The organism is Colwellia sp. Bg11-12, assembly GCF_014076955.1.
Taxonomy (GTDB): Bacteria; Pseudomonadota; Gammaproteobacteria; order Enterobacterales; family Alteromonadaceae; genus Colwellia_A.
The window spans coordinates 272,084-290,135 of the sequence record NZ_JACGUZ010000059.1 but is presented as its reverse complement, the minus strand read 5'-3'; the positions used below and the strand labels follow the sequence as shown (position 1 = coordinate 290,135).

The 18,052-nt window shown below is 39.3% G+C and carries 15 protein-coding genes; 8 read left to right on the top strand and 7 right to left on the bottom strand.

The genetic code is table 11. From position 1 onward, the window contains the following. Nucleotides 1-273 precede the first annotated feature (273 nt). The 6 genes from folE2 to H4J39_RS07180 all read left to right on the top strand — a co-directional run bounded on the left by folE2 (nucleotide 274) and on the right by H4J39_RS07180 (nucleotide 10,370). Nucleotides 274-1,197, top strand: a complete 924-nt coding sequence (folE2, locus tag H4J39_RS07205) for a GTP cyclohydrolase FolE2 (RefSeq protein ID WP_182226869.1) — start codon at nucleotides 274-276, stop codon at nucleotides 1,195-1,197. A gap of 487 nt (nucleotides 1,198-1,684) precedes the next feature. Next, complete coding sequence (gltB, locus tag H4J39_RS07200; protein WP_182227083.1) at nucleotides 1,685-6,145, top strand: glutamate synthase large subunit; 4,461 nt, start codon at nucleotides 1,685-1,687, stop codon at nucleotides 6,143-6,145. 33 nt (nucleotides 6,146-6,178) lie between these two features. After that, nucleotides 6,179-7,594, top strand: a complete 1,416-nt coding sequence (locus H4J39_RS07195; RefSeq protein ID WP_182226867.1) for an FAD-dependent oxidoreductase — start codon at nucleotides 6,179-6,181, stop codon at nucleotides 7,592-7,594. 231 nt (nucleotides 7,595-7,825) lie between these two features. Continuing rightward, entirely contained in the window at nucleotides 7,826-8,584 is a 759-nt protein-coding gene (locus tag H4J39_RS07190) for an ABC transporter substrate-binding protein (RefSeq protein ID WP_182226865.1), read from the top strand. Nucleotides 8,585-8,702: 118 nt separating this feature from the next. Next, complete coding sequence (locus tag H4J39_RS07185; RefSeq protein ID WP_182226863.1) at nucleotides 8,703-9,566, top strand: YicC/YloC family endoribonuclease; 864 nt, start codon at nucleotides 8,703-8,705, stop codon at nucleotides 9,564-9,566. 138 nt (nucleotides 9,567-9,704) lie between these two features. Beyond that, the gene (locus H4J39_RS07180) at nucleotides 9,705-10,370 is read left to right on the top strand and encodes a YceH family protein (protein ID WP_182226861.1); all 666 of its coding nucleotides are present in this window, start codon (nucleotides 9,705-9,707) and stop codon (nucleotides 10,368-10,370) included. 52 nt (nucleotides 10,371-10,422) lie between these two features. Here the strand turns inward: H4J39_RS07180 and H4J39_RS07175 are convergent, their stop codons facing one another. From H4J39_RS07175 to H4J39_RS07160, 4 genes are all read right to left on the bottom strand, one after another. Continuing rightward, nucleotides 10,423-11,028, bottom strand: a complete 606-nt coding sequence (locus H4J39_RS07175) for an HAD family hydrolase (RefSeq protein WP_259368777.1) — start codon at nucleotides 11,026-11,028, stop codon at nucleotides 10,423-10,425. Nucleotides 11,029-11,200: 172 nt separating this feature from the next. After that, complete coding sequence (locus tag H4J39_RS07170) at nucleotides 11,201-12,910, bottom strand: GMC family oxidoreductase (protein ID WP_182226859.1); 1,710 nt, start codon at nucleotides 12,908-12,910, stop codon at nucleotides 11,201-11,203. Next, the gene (locus H4J39_RS07165) at nucleotides 12,907-13,626 is read right to left on the bottom strand and encodes a gluconate 2-dehydrogenase subunit 3 family protein (RefSeq protein WP_182226857.1); all 720 of its coding nucleotides are present in this window, start codon (nucleotides 13,624-13,626) and stop codon (nucleotides 12,907-12,909) included. The genes H4J39_RS07170 and H4J39_RS07165 overlap by 4 nt, the downstream gene beginning before the upstream one ends. Continuing rightward, nucleotides 13,627-14,127, bottom strand: a complete 501-nt coding sequence (locus H4J39_RS07160; RefSeq protein WP_182226855.1) for a thioredoxin family protein — start codon at nucleotides 14,125-14,127, stop codon at nucleotides 13,627-13,629. Between the two features lie 153 nt (nucleotides 14,128-14,280). Between H4J39_RS07160 and rph the strand changes: the two genes are divergently transcribed. Then, on the top strand, nucleotides 14,281-14,994 hold the full coding sequence (rph, locus tag H4J39_RS07155) for a ribonuclease PH (RefSeq protein ID WP_182182232.1): 714 nt from the start codon (nucleotides 14,281-14,283) through the stop codon (nucleotides 14,992-14,994). A gap of 27 nt (nucleotides 14,995-15,021) precedes the next feature. Further along, a complete protein-coding gene (gene pyrE / locus H4J39_RS07150) occupies nucleotides 15,022-15,675 on the top strand; it encodes an orotate phosphoribosyltransferase (protein WP_182226853.1) in 654 nt (217 codons plus the stop codon). Between the two features lie 84 nt (nucleotides 15,676-15,759). On the opposite strand, the gene H4J39_RS07145 is transcribed toward pyrE, so the two are convergent. The 3 genes from H4J39_RS07145 to bioH form a co-directional block, all read right to left on the bottom strand. Beyond that, nucleotides 15,760-16,755, bottom strand: a complete 996-nt coding sequence (locus H4J39_RS07145; RefSeq protein ID WP_182226852.1) for a putative metalloprotease CJM1_0395 family protein — start codon at nucleotides 16,753-16,755, stop codon at nucleotides 15,760-15,762. A 3-nt stretch (nucleotides 16,756-16,758) separates the two neighbouring features. Then, nucleotides 16,759-17,073 carry a hypothetical protein gene (locus tag H4J39_RS07140; protein WP_182226850.1) on the bottom strand — a complete coding sequence of 105 codons (315 nt, stop codon included), beginning with the start codon at nucleotides 17,071-17,073 and terminating at the stop codon, nucleotides 16,759-16,761. A 140-nt stretch (nucleotides 17,074-17,213) separates the two neighbouring features. Continuing rightward, complete coding sequence (bioH, locus tag H4J39_RS07135; RefSeq protein WP_182226848.1) at nucleotides 17,214-17,996, bottom strand: pimeloyl-ACP methyl ester esterase BioH; 783 nt, start codon at nucleotides 17,994-17,996, stop codon at nucleotides 17,214-17,216. Nucleotides 17,997-18,052 lie beyond the last annotated feature (56 nt).

Genomic DNA, 18,052 nt, shown 5'->3' with positions numbered 1-18,052 from the left:
TATAGCGGCGTAATTTCATTCATTGTAACAAGATGAACAGCGATGTCATTAAACAAATGTCTTTCATTTACATTGATTTAAAAATCCTTAACAAAGCGAAAACCTCATCAATACACAGTCTTTCAGTAACTTAGGCACCTAAGGTACTTAAAAAAGAACTGCTGCTATATCTGCAACTAAATATACGTTAGAATACGCGCCCTTAATAAGTTTGTTATGTACTGAAGTTTCAAAAAGCCCTTTACATAGCGTGTTAGAAACACTGGAGTAGAAATGTCCACATTAATGCCTGATATCGCCAACCACACCACCGCTCAAACCGAAGGAACGCTCGATTGGGTTGGGATGAGTAATATAGAAATGCCCATAATGGTTGCTTCGCAAGGTGAGAATGAGCGAATGGTTTCTGCTTTTGTTGACGCGTTTGTAAACTTAAAAGAACCACAAGCGAAAGGCATTCATATGTCTCGTTTGTATTTGTTACTTGACGAACTTTCTACTAGTAATACCTTAGACTTTCAAAGCTTAGTTACTTTACTTGACGGCTTCATCAGTAGTCATAATGACCTGAGTGATAATGCAAAAGTACAGTTTCGTTTCGATTATCACCTAAGAAGAAAATCTCTAATAAGTGGTAAACAAGGCTGGAAAGCATACCCTGTTACATTGACGGGCCGATTAAATAAAGGAAAGCTTGATATTGAGCTTGCTGTTGATGTTAGATATTCGTCTACATGTCCTTGTTCTGCCGCTCTTGCTCGACAATTAATTCAAAAAGCTTTTAAAGAAAAGTTTAACGATCAACAAGCTGATTTAAATGCTATTCACGAGTGGCTCGGAACGACCGAAGGGATTGTTGCCACACCTCATAGCCAACGTTCAGTTGCTGAATTAAAAGTTAAGCTAAATGCCAATGCTAATGAATTTCCGATTACCGCTTTAGTTGATATCATTGAAGGTTGCTTAAAAACGCCTGTGCAAGCGGCAGTAAAACGAGAAGATGAACAAGAATTTGCCCGTTTGAATGGTCAAAATTTAATGTTTTGTGAAGACGCCGCTCGCCGTTTACAACACGCAATGAATAACACACCTGAATATGACGACTTTTGGCTTCGTATTAATCACCTTGAATCTTTACATGCCCATGATGCGGTAAGTATTACGACAAAAGGTGTTGAAGGCGGTTACCAACCATAAGCCATTGTTTTTGAAATAAATTGCAACATAACTTTAAAGCCAGTAATTAATACTGGTTTTTTTATGTCTGAAATTTAATCTTGTCATTGTGGTCCTGCACATACACCAATGAATAAAAAATGAATAATATTAATCACCTAATTTACTCGTATTTATTATTAACAAAAACAAAAATGTAATTAAATTACAACAAAGTAAACAAAAATCATTCTCAACTCGCTTAAAACAATTGAGATCAGCGCTTAAAATTCTACAAAAAGTCAACAAAACTGACATAATCACATAATACTCTTTTAAAACAAATACCTACATTCATGTAAAAAAACTACGAGCAAATACTCTATTTTGATTGACCTTTTAGCGATAAGTGTTTAATGTGAAAGGTTCCACTTAAGTGAAAACGGAGTATTTATGCAATTTTTGTATAACTTTATTCTTTCTTTATATTCTCTGTGCTTAAGCGGTTATTTCTTGAGGAGAAAATAACATCATGCTTTACGATCACAGCGTTCAGAAAGACAACTGCGGGTTTGGCTTAATTGCTCACCAACAAGGTGAGGCCAGCCATAAACTTGTAAAAACGGCCATTCATGCCCTTGACCGTATGCAACATCGTGGTGGTATTGCTGCCGATGGTAAAACGGGCGATGGTTGTGGTTTGTTAATGCAAAAACCTGATACTTTCTTTCGAGCTATTGCTGAAGAGAACATCTGGAAGCTTGGCAGAAAATACGCTGTAGGGATGATTTTCCTCAATCCTGATCCGATTCAAGCGGCTTTAAGTAAAAAGATTCTTGAAGAAGAGTTAGCGCGTGAAACGCTGACCTTAATTGGTTGGCGCATAGTGCCCACTGATACCTCTATATTAGGTGAAACGGCAGTAAATAATATGCCACAAATAGAGCAGGTCTTTGTTGATGCCCCTCCTGGTTGGAGAAATCGAGATTTAGAGCGCCGCTTATATATGGCACGTCGTCGTGCAGAAAAACGTATTGACGATAGCGTTTTTTATGTTGCGAGTTTATCGTGTTTGGTCACTATCTATAAAGGCTTAATGATGCCTGTAGATTTACCGAATTTTTATTTAGATCTTGCTGATATTCGCATGCAGACCGCAATTTGTGTATTTCATCAACGCTTTTCAACCAATACATCTCCCCAATGGTACTTAGCACAACCTTTTCGTTACCTAGCCCATAATGGTGAAATTAACACAATTAAAGGTAATCGCCAGTGGAGTAGAGCACGAACACACATATTCAAATCACCTTTATTACCTGACTTACAAGACGCAGCCCCATTTGTTAACGAAAGTGGCTCTGACTCATCATCCTTAGATAACATGTTGGAATTATTCCTTGCTGGTGGCATGGACTTATACCGTGGTATGCGTTTATTAATGCCTCCAGCTTGGCAAAATAGCCCGTTAATGGATGAAGATTTAAAAGCGTTTTACGAATTTAACTCTATGCATATGGAACCATGGGATGGCCCTGCAGGTGTTGTAGTCACCAATGGTCGCCATGTTGCCTGTAATTTAGATAGAAATGGTTTACGCCCTGCTCGCTATGTTATTACTCGTGATGGCTTTATCACCTTAGCCTCTGAAGTTGGCATTTGGGATTACGGTGAAGATGAAGTGGTTGAAAAAGGGCGTGTTGGTCCTGGCGAAATGCTTGCTATTGATACTTACACTGGAAAAATATTCACCTCTACCGATATTGATGAAGAATTAAAAGTTCGTCATCCTTACCGTGAATGGTTAGATAAAAACACACAACGCTTGATACCCTTTCATCAACTAGATGCTGAACTCATTGGTAAGCGTGTTTTTGATGACCAAGCTATTTCGCAATACCATAAAATGTTCAATTACAGCTATGAAGAGATCCATCAAATTGTTAAAACATTAGCTGAAAATGGCATGGAAGCAACAGGCTCTATGGGTGACGATACTCCAATGGCTGTACTTTCAAGCCAGCCTCGTACAATTTTTGACTATTTCCGTCAACAATTTGCACAGGTAACAAACCCGCCGATTGACCCATTACGTGAACGCTACGTTATGTCACTAGGTACCTGTATTGGCCGCGAGCATAATGTTTTTAACGAAACAACCGGTCATGCTAACCGCATATTATTTGAAACGCCTATACTTATGTATACGGGTTTAAAGCAACTACGAAACCTTGACCCTGAACATTACCGCAGCGACACGCTAACCTTAAATTACGATACAGAAGAAGGTTTAGAAGCGGCAATTATTCGTTTATGTGATGAAGCAGAGACATTGGTTCGTGACAAAAACACCGTTATTCTCGTACTTTCAGATCGTCAAATTCATAAGGGTATGTTACCTATACCGGCCGCTATGGCTGTGGGTGCCGTGCAACAACGTTTAGTTGAAAAACAACTCCGTTGTGACTCTAATATTATTGTTGAAACAGCAGCAGCACGTGACTCTCATCATTTTGCCGTGCTACTGGGACTTGGCGCAACAGCTGTTTACCCTTACCTTGCATTTGAAACCATTGAACAATTAGTTGACCAAGGACAAATTGAGTTAACCGCTCGCCAAGCCGTAATGAACTATCGCGATGGCATCAATAAAGGCTTATTAAAAATATTATCTAAAATGGGTATTTCAACTATTGCCAGCTATCGTTGTGCGGGCTTATTTGAAGTGATTGGCTTACATCAAAATATTATGCAGTTGTGTTTCCCTGATTTACCGAGTCGTATTCAGGGTGCTGATTTTTCAGATATAGAACAAGACAACATCAACCTTGCGCGTAAAGCCTTTTTAGCGCATCAGAAAGTCAATCATGGCGGGTTACTCAAATATGTACATGGTGGTGAATATCACGCTTATAATCCTGATGTCGTGACCTACTTACAAAAAGCAGTTCAGTCAGGAGATTACGCTGATTATCGCCTGTTTGCTGATCAAGTAAATAACCGCCCAGTGGCGACGTTACGTGACTTATTGGGTTTTAAAGAAGATACCCAGTCAATTGATATCAGTAAGGTAGAACCTGAAACTGAAATGTTCAAACGCTTCGACAGCGCAGCTATGTCAATTGGTGCATTAAGCCCCGAAGCTCATGAAGCATTGGCTATCGCCATGAACCGTTTAGGCGGTTATTCAAATTCTGGTGAAGGGGGTGAAGATGAACGTCGCTTTGGTACAGTAAAAAATTCACGTATCAAACAAATCGCTTCTGGTCGCTTTGGCGTTACACCACACTATTTAGTAAATGCTGATGTACTACAAATTAAAGTGGCGCAAGGCGCAAAACCCGGTGAAGGTGGTCAATTACCTGGTGATAAAGTGTCACCGTTAATCGCTAAATTAAGATTTTCTGTACCGGGTGTTACGCTAATTTCTCCACCTCCGCATCACGACATCTATTCAATTGAGGATTTAGCTCAGCTTATTTTCGATTTGAAACAAGTAAACCCTAAAGCGGTTATTTCAGTGAAACTCGTTTCAGGCCCTGGTGTGGGTACAATCGCTTCAGGTGTTGCAAAGGCATACGCTGATTTCATTACCATTTCTGGTTACGACGGTGGCACAGCTGCTAGCCCATTAAGTTCAGTAAAATATGCAGGTTGTCCTTGGGAGCTAGGTTTAGCTGAAGCGCATCAGTCATTAGTCACTAACGGTTTACGCCATAAAGTACGTTTACAGGTAGATGGCGGATTAAAAACTGGAATCGATATTGTTAAAGCAGCAATTTTAGGTGCAGAAAGCTTTGGTTTTGGTACCGCACCAATGGTAACACTGGGCTGTAAATTCCTCCGTATCTGCCATTTAAACAATTGTGCGACAGGTGTTGCGACACAAGACGATGTGTTACGTGAAAAATTCTTCAAAGGTCTACCTGAGCAAGTCATGAACTACTTTAAGTTTATAGCTCATGATGTTCGTGAAATTTTAGCGCGATTAGGGGTTGAAAGCTTAACCGCAGTAATTGGTCGAACTGACTTATTAGTACAGCTTACGGGCTTAACGGCTAAGCAACAAAAATTAGATTTATCACCCATTATTGCTCCGGTTGTTGCGGGTGCTGATACGGCTCTTTATCAAACAGAAAATAATAACCCGTTTGATAAGGGCGTGTTGAATAAAGAGATTCTGGCCGCATGTACTGATGCCGTATCACATAGTAAAGGTGGTGAATTCCGTTTTTCAATACAGAATACCGATCGCTCTGTGGGTGCTTCATTATCAGGTGAAATTGCTCGTCATCATGGCGATCAAGGTATGGCGTCTTCACCTATTAAAATCCATCTTAATGGCACAGCTGGCCAAAGTTTTGGTGTCTGGAATGCCGGTGGCTTAGAAATGACCCTTACAGGTGATGCTAATGACTATGTTGGTAAAGGAATGACTGGCGGCAAGCTGACAATTAAACCACCAAAAGGTGTTGAGTATTTAAGTCATCAAACGATGATCATGGGTAATACTTGTTTATACGGCGCAACTGGCGGCAGACTTTATGGTTGTGGCCGTGCGGGTGAACGCTTTGCTGTGCGTAACTCAGGGGCTCATGCGGTAATTGAAGGTACTGGTGATCACGCTTGTGAATACATGACCGGCGGCATAGTGACCATTCTAGGTCAAGTTGGGGTAAACTTTGGTGCAGGAATGACCGGTGGTTTTGCTTATGTATTTGATGAATCTGGCGATTTAGATGTTCGTTTAAATGGTGAGTCAATCGAGTTATTGCCGATAAGCAACCTGACAATTCATCAAGAGCATTTACGCGGTATTATCAACCAACATTTTGATGAAACCGGCAGTGCGCGCGCTCAAGAAATCTTAGCTGACTTTGATGCCTACGCACCGCGATTTAAATTAGTTAAACCTACGGCAACTGATGTTAAAACCTTATTAGGTCATCGTAGCCGTTCATCTGCTGAACTTCGCGTTCAAGCACAGTAGTCGTGTCGAGAATGCGAATTAAGGGAAAACAGTATGAGTAAAAATGTTTATCAATTTATCGATGTTAAGCGCATCGATCCGCCTAAAAAAGCGATTGAACAACGTAAAATAAATTTTGTTGAAATATATCAGCCATTGAGTACTGACCAAAGTGCTGGCCAAGCAGACCGATGTTTAGATTGTGGTAACCCTTATTGTGAGTGGCAATGCCCTGTTCACAATTATATTCCACAATGGTTAGAGTTGGTTACCGAGGGGAAGATTTTTGAAGCTGCTGACTTGTGTCATCAAACCAATAGCTTACCTGAAATGTGTGGTCGTGTTTGCCCACAAGACAGACTCTGTGAATCGGCCTGTACGTTAAACGAAGATTTTGGCGCCGTCACTATTGGTAATATCGAGAAGTACATTACCGACACTGCATTTGCACAAGGGTGGAAACCTGATTTATCGAACGTAGTAAAAGTGAACAAACGTGTCGCTGTTATTGGTGCAGGACCTGCTGGTTTATCTTGTGCAGACGTACTAACACGTAATGGTATCGACGCGGTTGTTTACGACAAACATGCCCAAATAGGTGGCTTGCTAACTTTTGGTATTCCCTCGTTCAAATTAGAAAAAGATGTTATTCAAACACGTCGTGAAATTTTTGAAGGTATGGGCATTGAATTTCGTTTAAATATCAACGTAGGTGTTGATGTAACTATTGAATCATTGAGCGAAGAATACGACGCTGTATTTTTAGCACTTGGCACCTACACCGATATGACGGGTGGTTTCGAGAACGAAGGTGCTGCAGGTGTTTACACTGCGCTTGATTTCTTAATTGGTAACACGCAAAACTTAATGAAAATTACTGAAAATGCCAAGCCATATGTCAGTTTTGAAAATAAAAAAGTGATTGTACTCGGTGGAGGTGACACTGCAATGGATTGTGTACGCACCTCAATTCGTCAAAATGCTACCGAAGTAACGTGTGCATATCGTCGTGACGAAGCCAACATGCCAGGTTCACCTCGTGAAGTTCAAAATGCTAAAGAAGAAGGCGTAAATTTTCAATTCAACATACAGCCTCTTGATATTGCTGTTGATAAAGATGGTAATGCTTGTGGTGTTAAATTTGTAAAAACTCAACTAGGTGCGGCAGATGCAAAAGGCAGAAGAAGCCCTGAACCAATAGCGGGTAGTGAATTTATAATGGAAGCTGACGCGGTAGTGATTGCTTTTGGTTTTTTACCCAGTCCACCTCAGTGGATGAAAGATGCAGGTGTTGAGATAGATAAACGTGGACTCGTTTTAGCTGCAGATAATAGCGAATTTGCTTTACAAACCACTAAACAAAATATTTTTGCCGGCGGCGATATGGTACTAGGCTCAGATCTTGTGGTTACGGCTGTAGATCAAGGCCGAAAAGCAGCCATTGGCATTTTAGACTTCGTACTCAGTTAAAAATAGCTTCATCTCTTTTAAAGGCAGCTTAGGCTGCTTTTTTTTATGTCTGCATTTACACAAAATAATCACTCATTGAAATAAAGTGGGCTATTATTTAAAGGTAGGATAAAATATTATTAATTAGAGGGGAATTAACTTTGTTAAAAGACCTCTTTGATTATTCTGTGGCTAACCGTCTATAAAAATGGGGTATTGTTACCAAGTAAGGTCGCGATACTAAAAATATATATGATGCAATTTTATAAAAATTTTTTAACGATGATTACCGCCCTTATTATCGCTTTATTAGTCTCATTCGATGCTAGAGCGCAAGAAATCGATGTGGTTACTGAACTCTTAGAGCCTTATCAAATTGAAAAAGCAGATGGTAGCTTAGGTGGATTTTCTACAGAGGTGGTTGAAGCTTTATTTAAAATAACGAAAGACCAGGCTAGCATTAAAATAATGCCTTGGGCCAGAGCATACGAAGTTGCGCTTAATCAACCGAATACTTTAATTTACTCTATTGCTCATACACAAATGAGAGATAAAAAATTTCATTGGATCGGTGCACTAAAAAAAGAGCGATTATACTTTTGGGGATTAAAAAAGCATTACACAAAAACCGATTATCAAGTATCTGCTTTAAAGAACTTAAAGATTGCCGCCTCAAGAAATTCAAACTCTGCACAATATTTAATTGCTCAAGGTTTTTCAAATATATACCAGCTCGCTAACGAACGACAAAATATGGATATGTTGTTTATTGACCGAGTAGACCTAATTCTCGCGACAAAAATAACCATAGAAACCAGAGCTAAAAGTCTTGGCTATGACTTTAATGAACTACAAAGGTTAAACGAAGTAGCTGCATTAAATAACAAACTCAGTATTGCCTTTAGTCTTGATACCTCACCGGTATTGATAAAAAAATATAAAGCGGCATTTCAACAATTAGTCACCAGTGGTCAACTAGCAAAAATTAAAAAAAAGTGGAAGTTATACTAACTCTTTCACTTTGAGATAAATAAAACTCAATTATTATCCTCTTTAAAATAAAGTAGCTACCTGATCACGCGTTTGGCATAATTACCTTAATTTCTACACTCAGCAAACGGACAACAATATGATCCATAGTATGACAGCTTTTTCTCGCTTTGAAGTAAAAGGTGATTGGGGTAATGCAGTTTGGGAAATCCGCTCTGTAAACCAACGATTTTTGGAAACTTACTTCCGTTTACCTGAGCAATTTCGCAGCATTGAACCCGCATTGCGTGAACGTTTTCGCAAACAATTAAACCGGGGCAAAGTCGAGTGTAGCTTGCGCTTCAATGCTAACCCGTCAGCAAAAAATAATTTATCACTTAATAAAGGCTTAGCTGAACAACTGCTTCAGCACGCAAGTTGGATCAACGAACAGACACTTAATAGTCAGTTAAACCCTTTAGAAATAATGCGCTGGCCCGGTGTTATGGAAGCTGAAGAAGCGGACATGACCATTATTCAAAAAGAGATTTTGGTGGGTTTTGAACAAGCGCTGAAAGACTTTATAGATGCACGCGCAAGTGAAGGAGAAAACTTAAAAGTACTAATAGAACAACGCCTTGAAGGTATTGTTGAGCAATCTGAAAAAGTTAAAGCGTTTATGCCAGAAATTATTGCATGGCAGCGTAAACGGATCACCGATAAATTCACCGATGCGAAAATTGAGCTTGATTCAAGCAGAGTTGAGCAAGAACTCGTCTTACTTGCGCAAAAGATGGATGTTGATGAAGAAATTGATCGCCTCTTTAGTCACGTAAAAGAAACAAAGAGTATTCTTAAAAAAGGTGGCGCTCAAGGTCGTCGTCTAGATTTCATGATGCAAGAGTTTAATCGTGAAGCTAATACTTTAGGATCTAAATCGATTAATGTTGATATCACCAACTCAGCAGTGGAATTAAAAGTACTTATTGAACAGATGCGTGAGCAGATCGCGAATATTGAATAGCGTTCTAGCGAATTTTACGTTTTTAAAAAGCCATAGTTAACTATGGCTTTTTTGTGGATAATTTATTAATTTAACATTAGTAAAAACAGAATTTGCTTGGTATAACATGCCTAGGAAATTCTACAAGGAAGCTTTGAAATGATCACATTATCCGCCGACCAATGCCGCATTATTGGCGTAATGCTTGAAAAAGAAACGACGACCCCTGAGCAATATCCGCTCTCTTTAAATGGTATTACTATAGGCTACAATCAAAAAAGTAACCGAGAACCGGTCACGTCGTTTTCTGAAAGTGATGTGCAAAACTTAGTCGATGAACTGGTAGAAATGAATCTATTAATGATAGATCATAAAGCGTCTGCGCGAGTAAATAAATATTTTCATCGTTTCTGTGATACTGAGTTTGGTCATTTGAAGTTTACACCACAGCAACGAGCCATTATTTGTGTGTTATTGCTAAGAGGTCCCCAAACCCCTGGTGAGTTGAGAACCCGTACAAATCGCTTGGCTGACTTTACCGATGTTAATGAAATTGAAACGACTTTGCAGCAGTTGCAAGATTTCGGTAATCAAACCTTAATTAAAAAGCTAGAACGAGAGCCAGGGAAGCGAGAATCCCGCTATATTCATTTATTTTCAGACACCAGTGAACTCGATTTAATGACTGTTAGTACGGTGCAAACTGTTGATGTTTCACCTGATAGCCAATCATCACTAGCGCAAAGAATTGTAACGTTAGAAAAGCAAGTGGCTATGTTAAGCGAACAAGTGTCCCACTTAACAGATTTACTTGGAAATAAGTAATTATCGATTTAATACCCAAGCAGAACTAAAATATACAGGGCAGATAATTCCGCTATGCATGTTCAACAATAGATACATGCTTAATTGTCGCGCTTAATTCATTGAGATCACGCACAACAACATCTGCCAACTCTTCATAACTCGCCGTTTTACCATAATTGATAAGACAAGACATGGTGTTAGCATTTTTTGCTGCTTGTAGATCATATAAATAGTCACCAACGTATAATAAATTTTCAGGGGCTATCTGCCACAACTCTGCTAAATGTAATAAGGCATCAGGAGCAGGTTTAGCTTTGTGATCTTCTCGGGTTAATAATATCTCAATATCAATATTATTATTTTCAATTTTTATAGTTGCTGCTTGACGACAATTTCGCGTAACAATCGCGCATGATAAAGACAACTCAGCCAATAAGGTTAAAATTTGCTCGGTGCCCGCCAGCTTCTTTGCCCCCACCGCATCGTTGATTTCATACTCAACTAACAGTTCAGTAGCATCAACTTGCTGACTTTCTGGTAAGGCAGCAACAAAATCTAATAAATCGATGTTTTTTGGACAACCCAAAGAAGCTCTTATGCTGTCAAAATCTAAAGATGAAGATACCAGGGTATTGTCGAGATCAAATATAACCCCCATAATTTTATGTGGTAACAATACTTTATTACTCCTATTTATCTAAAACATGACGCACTGAATGAGTAATACGTGAAAATAGCGAATTCAGATCAAATTCATCTATTAGCAGTGGAAAAGCTCCTTTCTAGTGGCATCAAAACACACACGACAATGAGCTAATGCCGGCCATATTTTTTCACTGCGCACGTCATTAAGTAATAGATGCTTGCCAACGTTCTTTAATATGCTCGGCAACGCGAAAAGCATTGGCATAAATAGTAAACGTATAGGGTACGCTGCCGCCTGTTGGCATAAATGAACCATCCGTTACATATAAATTATCGACTTCATGAGCTTGACAGTATTTATTCAATACCGATGTTTTAGGGTCATGACCGAACCGGCAACCTCCAGCCATTAAGTTTGTTGGTGGGTAGCTGCTTACTGAGCTAGTCACATTTTTTGCCCCCATACTTTCAAGTAACTTCTTGCCCTTTTCAGCTAAATACTCTCCAACCACCATGTCATGTTGATGTGCGCCGATCCTTACATTAGCAACCGCTTGCCCCCATTTATCGGTGACTTCCGTGTCTAAACTGACAAAACAATCGTCGGTAGGTAACCAGTCATTAAAAACTTCAAAACGTAACGTTTTATAGGTGGTAAATTCTTCTTTTAAATTTTTCTGTAATTGCTCGCCCCACACTAACTCACTTTCGTCATTGAATTGTTGGCCTTGTGCACGGGCAATAGGGTTTTGATAGAAGAGAAAGTCAATAGTGCCGCCTTTTGCTTTACCTTGCGAGTTCGCTCCAGAAAAACTTTTATCGTCAATTTGATACCAGTCTTGCAAGGCACGATTAATAAAGGGACCTACTTGCTTTAATTGTGCTTGCTTTTCAGTTGTTAAATCAGCGAACAAAAAGTCTCCCTTCCCTGTACCTCCGCCACTAAATACTAAGTTCTTACCAACTTGTCCGCTATTGTTCGCTAAACCTTGTGGAAATTTCTTCCCTTTAGAAGCCAGTAATAAACGTGACGTTTCTACCGCTTGGCAAGCAACAACATAAATTTTTGCCGTTGCTTTTTTCTCGCGACCTTGTGAGTCGTAGTAATGAATAGCAGAAATTTCACCTTTGTCATCACTCGCTATATGATAAACCTTAGCATTCGCTTTAATGGTCAAGTTTCCAGTGGCCACTGCATGGTTTAGCAAAGCCGCTCGACCACTGCCTTTTGCGCCTGTTGAGCAGCCATAACTACTGCAATAACCTGAATATTCACAGCTTTTTCGGCCCATCGCAGGTGTTGATAATATTGCACGAGGTACGGGCATCGAATGATAGCCAATATTTTTTGCCGCTTTGTCTATCCACCCTGACACTTGATGGTCAACTAATGGCGGGTAAGGAAATACCGTTGAGCGTGGTTCTTGGTGAGGATGTGCAACAGTCCTCCCAGAAACGCCAACTTCCCGCTCTACTTGCGCATAAAAAGGTTCCAAATCATCGTAACTAATAGGCCAGTCAACAATGTTAGCACCTTTAATTTCACCAAAAGTAGATTTTAATTTAAAATCTACTGGTTTTAAACGATGAAAATAGCCACTCATAAAGTTAGATGAACCACCCACAACATTTCCGTTCCAGAAGCTCCAACCCGATTCACTTGTTGGCTCGCCCTGCCAGTAACTTTCTCCGCTATCAGTTTCGTATTCTTCTTCGATAACGTGCTGTTCGTCGATAAGTTTCGGATTATATGAATCACGTAAACTGATGGCTAATTCATCTTTGAAAAATTCTTTCTCTGTTAACCATGGCCCTTTTTCCAGTATTAATACCTTAGCGCCTGCTTTGGCTAATGTATAAGCAACAGGCGAAGCTCCTGCCCCACTACCAACTATGCAAATATCAAAACTCATGCCTTGTTACTTCCTTTAACTGTCGGCAACTTTTTATTTGCTAACAGATCTTTTGATTGAATAATGTTGCGAGCACTGTTGTCGCTAACGACTGAACGTTTAGGTAATTCAAAGTAACGACCGCCTGCATTAGGTAATGGGAAGCCCGCTTGGTGTTCTAACCATTGCCAACCGATCCCTTTTGGATTGCCGCCATAAGTGGGTGGCGATAACATTGCTTCAAAAATATAACCCAGTAAGTTATTGAGCCAGTTTTCTCCCGCTCTCGAGCCGCTAATACCTCGTAACATAGTTTCTTTTTCGGCTTTGCCTAATTCAGTAAACGTTTTTTGTAATTGGTTTTGCGTGTAGCCATTTAACCAACCGACACCTTTAAAAATAAAGTCAATTTCATTTTTTTCAGTCGGTTGCTGATAGACAACATTATATAAATAAATAACGACTTGTAACTCTTTCGCACTTGGACCATTACTCGATTCTGGCAAGAGATGATCAAGCACAGCATTTAAGGTTAACCAAGGTTCTGCCTGCAAAGTTTCAAACAATTTTTCTTTTTCATTTTGACTAAATGCCAAAGCAGGAAGCGCAGATATTGCGGTGGCTCCGGCCGCTGATTTCAATAATTTACGGCGGGAAAACTTATGTGACAACCAAGTAGGTGTTTGATAGTTTTTATCAAAAAAACTGCTAACTTTATTTAATGCTGACTCTGACATTTATTTATCCTTTATCGCATTGCTTTGCCATTTATTCAGAAATGCTAACCACTGTTCTTTAGAATACTGTTCGCCATCGAGTAACTCTGCGGTATCTTTTGACAAGATCATTTTACCGCTACTCGTTGAAACATACATATGAGGATAACCTAAAACTGGGGGAAGAGACTTCATAAACCCTTCATTTTCATTACTATCGCTAACACTTACTTTTAATAGTACAAATTCACGATGAAGCTTTTGGTAAACTTCTGGATTATTCTCTAAGAAATCATCCATCTTTTTACACCAGCCACACCAATTGCCACCAATTTCAATCAGTACATTACGTTGAGTTTCTTTAGCTAATGTTATTGCAGCATTCGCATCTTTAAAAGGGTCACTTTTTTCATCATAGACTTTACTGTATTTAGGTAAGTCATCGGCACTAATGGCTGAAGCCGTTGTTATTAGTAAAAAAGAGAGACAAAAGCTCAGGAGTAAACGAGAAGAAAATTTCATAAATAGACTCAATAAAAATAGGATAGTGTAAAACACTTCTAACTAGACCTTGGTTAGATTAACTATATTTCAAATTGTTTTCACGTCATTATGTCAAATTTGGTGCTGAACGATTATAATGCGCAACAATTATTTTATCACAGGTATATCAACATGCGTCCAAGCGGAAGAACTCCAGGTCAAATACGTCCTGTAACTATTACTCGTCAATTTACGACTCACGCTGAAGGTTCAGTATTAATTGAATTTGGCGACACCAAAGTTATTTGTACTGCCTCAGTAGAAGTCGGGGTACCGCGCTTTTTAAAAGGACAAGGTAAAGGTTGGATCACTGCAGAATACGGCATGTTACCTCGCTCTACTCATACTCGTATGCGTAGAGAAGCAGCTAACGGCAAACAAAGTGGTCGTACCTTAGAAATTTCGCGTTTAATCGCTCGAGCATTGCGCGCGGCTGTTGATTTAAAAGCCCTAGGTGAAAATACCATTAGCGTTGATTGTGATGTTATACAAGCTGATGGCGGTACACGTACCGCTTCAATTACGGGTGCTTGTATCGCATTAGTTGATGCTTTGAACTATATGCGTGCTAAAGATATTATAAAAACTAATCCGTTAAAACATATGATAGCCGCAGTTTCTGTTGGTATTTATAAAGGTGAACCCGTTTCTGATCTTGATTACCCTGAAGATTCTGCTGCTGATACTGATATGAATGTCGTCATGACAGACACCGGCAAACTTATAGAAATTCAAGGAACGGCAGAGGAAGCCCCCTTTAGCTTCGATGAAATGCACAGCATGCTTGCATTAGCAAAAGACAGCATTAATGAGTTGTTTGACTTACAAAAGTTAGCACTTAACTAAATACTCTTATTTTAGGTGGGAATAAAGATGAAAAACTATCAACGTGAATTTATTGAATTTGCTCTAGCGAAACAAGTATTACGCTTTGGTGAATTCACTTTAAAGTCAGGCCGTACCAGCCCCTATTTTTTTAATGCCGGTTTATTTAACACGGGTAGAGATTTAGCACGCTTAGGTCGTTTCTACGCACAAGCACTTGCTGATTCAAACATCGCCTTTGATTTGCTTTTTGGTCCTGCTTATAAAGGTATTCCTATTGCAACCACTACTGCTGTAGCATTAGCTGATCATCACGATATGGATGTACCTTATTGTTTTAACCGTAAAGAGGCTAAAACTCACGGTGAAGGTGGTAGTCTTGTGGGTTCGCCCCTGCAAGGTAAAATAATGTTGGTTGACGACGTTATTACTGCGGGCACAGCGATTCGTGAATCAATGGAAATCATTAAAGCACATGGTGCTGAATTATCAGGCGTATTAATCGCCCTTGATCGCCAAGAAAAAGGCCAAGGTGAATTATCCGCGATTCAAGAAGTCGAACGAGATTTTGGTACACAAGTTATTGCGATTGTTACCTTAGCTGATGTTGTAACCTACCTTGAAGAGAACATTGCTTCACAACCAGAGTTAGTGACAAGTTTAGCAAGTATTAATCAATATCGTGAAAGTTACGGTATTTAGTTTTATAGATACAGATGAACAAAAAACGCCTCATTATTTAATTATAATGAGGCGTTTTTATTTGTATGTTAATAACTTAAAACGTTATGCCGTTAACTGAAAATGGAAGCTTGGTGCTTTTTCATAAGCTTGATTGATACCCGAATAAAAACTTTCGATCCGCAATGACCTTTCATCAACAGAAACATCGCGACTTGGTACTATTTGTTCTTGAGCCTCTAATGTGCGATTAACGAGTGTATCAAAATCAATGTCTTCTGATTTTTTATTTTCTTCTTTAGCAAAAACATCATTTGTTTTAATCAATACATTTAAGTCTTTAGCTTTTGCAGGATCTTCTAAACTAATTGCGGCAAGTTCTGACTGTGCTTGTAATATTATTTTTGATGCTGATGCGGCCACACGAGTATCTTGAATTGAAGGGTTAGCTGGTGCTAAGGCCGCCGCATGTACTTTTTGCATTTTGGCAATAGTTGCACGGGGGTTACCATCTATTCTAGAAAGATCGACGGAAACTTCACCACCAACTGCATATTTTTTACCATCAGGGCCTGTTTCAAAACTATAGGAAGGAGCGCCTGTTGATGATCCACCAACAGAAGCATGTGCTAATTCATGAGAACGCACTTCTTGATCACGTAATTGAAGCTCATTTATCACTTTCTGCTCTGCAATAGCTTCAGGGCTATTCAGAGTAGGAGAGCCATTAACGTCAGGAGATTTTTCTGTTGATTGATTATCTTCGTTTTCTACTTCAGCCGCTAACTCTTTAGCTAAATATTTTTGCGCTGCTGATTGCTCGTCAGAAGAATCATTTTGACGTTCACTACCACTATTAATCGTTTTGGCTTCTAGTTCCGCTTGCTTACGGATGTTTTCAAAATCAACCGTTTCATTATTCTGTGCAGATGATCTACCTCTTTCTTTATCAGATGCCACACCTTTCTCAGCGGCTGACTGATTCGAAGCCGCTGGTTTCGCAATAACTTCACGTATGTTATTTTCACGGCGCAAGCTATCCGTTTGCGGATTAACCGCAGTAGGGATAGACAATGTATGCGTTTGCGGCGTGATATTCATAATTTAAGCTCGAACGTCTAATAACGTACCTAACGTTTCATCGGCAGTCTGTATAACATTAGCCGATGCTTTAGCTTGAAACTCAGCAACCTTTAAATCGACACTCGCTTTATTAAGGTCAGGTGTTTCTGCTGAACTGGCTTTTTTTTCTGTTGTATTAGCGTTGTCACTGCTATCAGTGTTATTTTCTTGTCCAATACCAAAGTCTTCAGGACTAACCGCTAAGTTAGCCGCAATATCGGCAGAAGCTTGAGTTGCATCGCCTTGCGCTTTTTGAAAACCTTGTACACCACTTGTAAATGCTGATTGTATTTCCATAACAGACTCCTCTATATCAATAAACAGAATACCAATGAACAGATAATGAATAACTAAATTTCACTGTTGAATCTTGATATGTCTTTGTTCAATTATCATACAAAACGACTAAAAAGTAAAGGAAGAAATTCTCTGTAAAATCAATCAAACAAAGGGTCTAGCCAAGAAATTAATGTTTGATGAAATTCTTCAGGGTGCGAAATAAAAGGAGCATGCGACGCTTTTTCAAAAATAACGGCATCACTTTCAGGTGCTAATGTGCTAATGATTTCAATTGCTTTTCGTGGCACTAAACCATCAAGTTTGCCGTATAAACGCAGAAATGGCATTGATATTTTAATGAGCTCGTCGCGATGGTCTACTGTTTCAAGTAATTTTAATGATTCATCTAACGTTATTTTTGTTGGCAGTGGAAATTGCATAACAAGTGCGCGTAGTAACTTAATATCATCGCGTAAATGTGGGCTGCCCATTGATTGAATTTTTAGAAAATTATTAATAGTCTTCGCTGTGTCTTCCGCCAGTTGCCGATGAAATAACGTCAGTACGTTAGGTTTAATTCCCAACCAGTTTTCTTGTTCAACAAAACATGGTGAGCTTGCAACAGTCACTAGCGCCTTGACTTTAGCCGGGAAACTTAATGCTATTTCACTTGCAACTAAGCCACCTAATGACCAACCGATATAGACGGCAGGTTTTGCAACAGCTTGCTGAATCAATGTAGCAGCTTGGGCTAATGTGTAAGGTGATAATGAAAGTTCTACATTCATGCCAAAACCGGGTAAATCAACAGTGATCACTTCAAAATGTTTTTTTAATATTTCAACACTTGGTTGCCAAACCGCTGAGTTTACTCCCCAACCATGAATAAAAACGAGTGGGAGCCCACTTCCTTGGCTCGATATTTTTAAAGTTTCTGCCATGCTCATAGTCAATGGAGTTACCGTTAATTTTTAGTAAACAAAAGTTAGCGACAGTT

Coding starts and splice junctions, on each gene's coding strand:
- pyrE (WP_182226853.1), top strand. CDS start 15,022: ATGAAAAACTATCAACGTGAATTTATTGAATTTGCTCTAGCGAAACAA.
- H4J39_RS07185 (WP_182226863.1), top strand. CDS start 8,703: ATGATCCATAGTATGACAGCTTTTTCTCGCTTTGAAGTAAAAGGTGAT.
- rph (WP_182182232.1), top strand. CDS start 14,281: ATGCGTCCAAGCGGAAGAACTCCAGGTCAAATACGTCCTGTAACTATT.
- H4J39_RS07165 (WP_182226857.1), bottom strand. CDS start 13,626: ATGTCAGAGTCAGCATTAAATAAAGTTAGCAGTTTTTTTGATAAAAAC.
- H4J39_RS07145 (WP_182226852.1), bottom strand. CDS start 16,755: ATGAATATCACGCCGCAAACGCATACATTGTCTATCCCTACTGCGGTT.
- folE2 (WP_182226869.1), top strand. CDS start 274: ATGTCCACATTAATGCCTGATATCGCCAACCACACCACCGCTCAAACC.
- H4J39_RS07195 (WP_182226867.1), top strand. CDS start 6,179: ATGAGTAAAAATGTTTATCAATTTATCGATGTTAAGCGCATCGATCCG.
- H4J39_RS07180 (WP_182226861.1), top strand. CDS start 9,705: ATGATCACATTATCCGCCGACCAATGCCGCATTATTGGCGTAATGCTT.
- H4J39_RS07160 (WP_182226855.1), bottom strand. CDS start 14,127: ATGAAATTTTCTTCTCGTTTACTCCTGAGCTTTTGTCTCTCTTTTTTA.
- H4J39_RS07190 (WP_182226865.1), top strand. CDS start 7,826: ATGATGCAATTTTATAAAAATTTTTTAACGATGATTACCGCCCTTATT.
- H4J39_RS07170 (WP_182226859.1), bottom strand. CDS start 12,910: ATGAGTTTTGATATTTGCATAGTTGGTAGTGGGGCAGGAGCTTCGCCT.
- bioH (WP_182226848.1), bottom strand. CDS start 17,996: ATGGCAGAAACTTTAAAAATATCGAGCCAAGGAAGTGGGCTCCCACTC.
- H4J39_RS07140 (WP_182226850.1), bottom strand. CDS start 17,073: ATGGAAATACAATCAGCATTTACAAGTGGTGTACAAGGTTTTCAAAAA.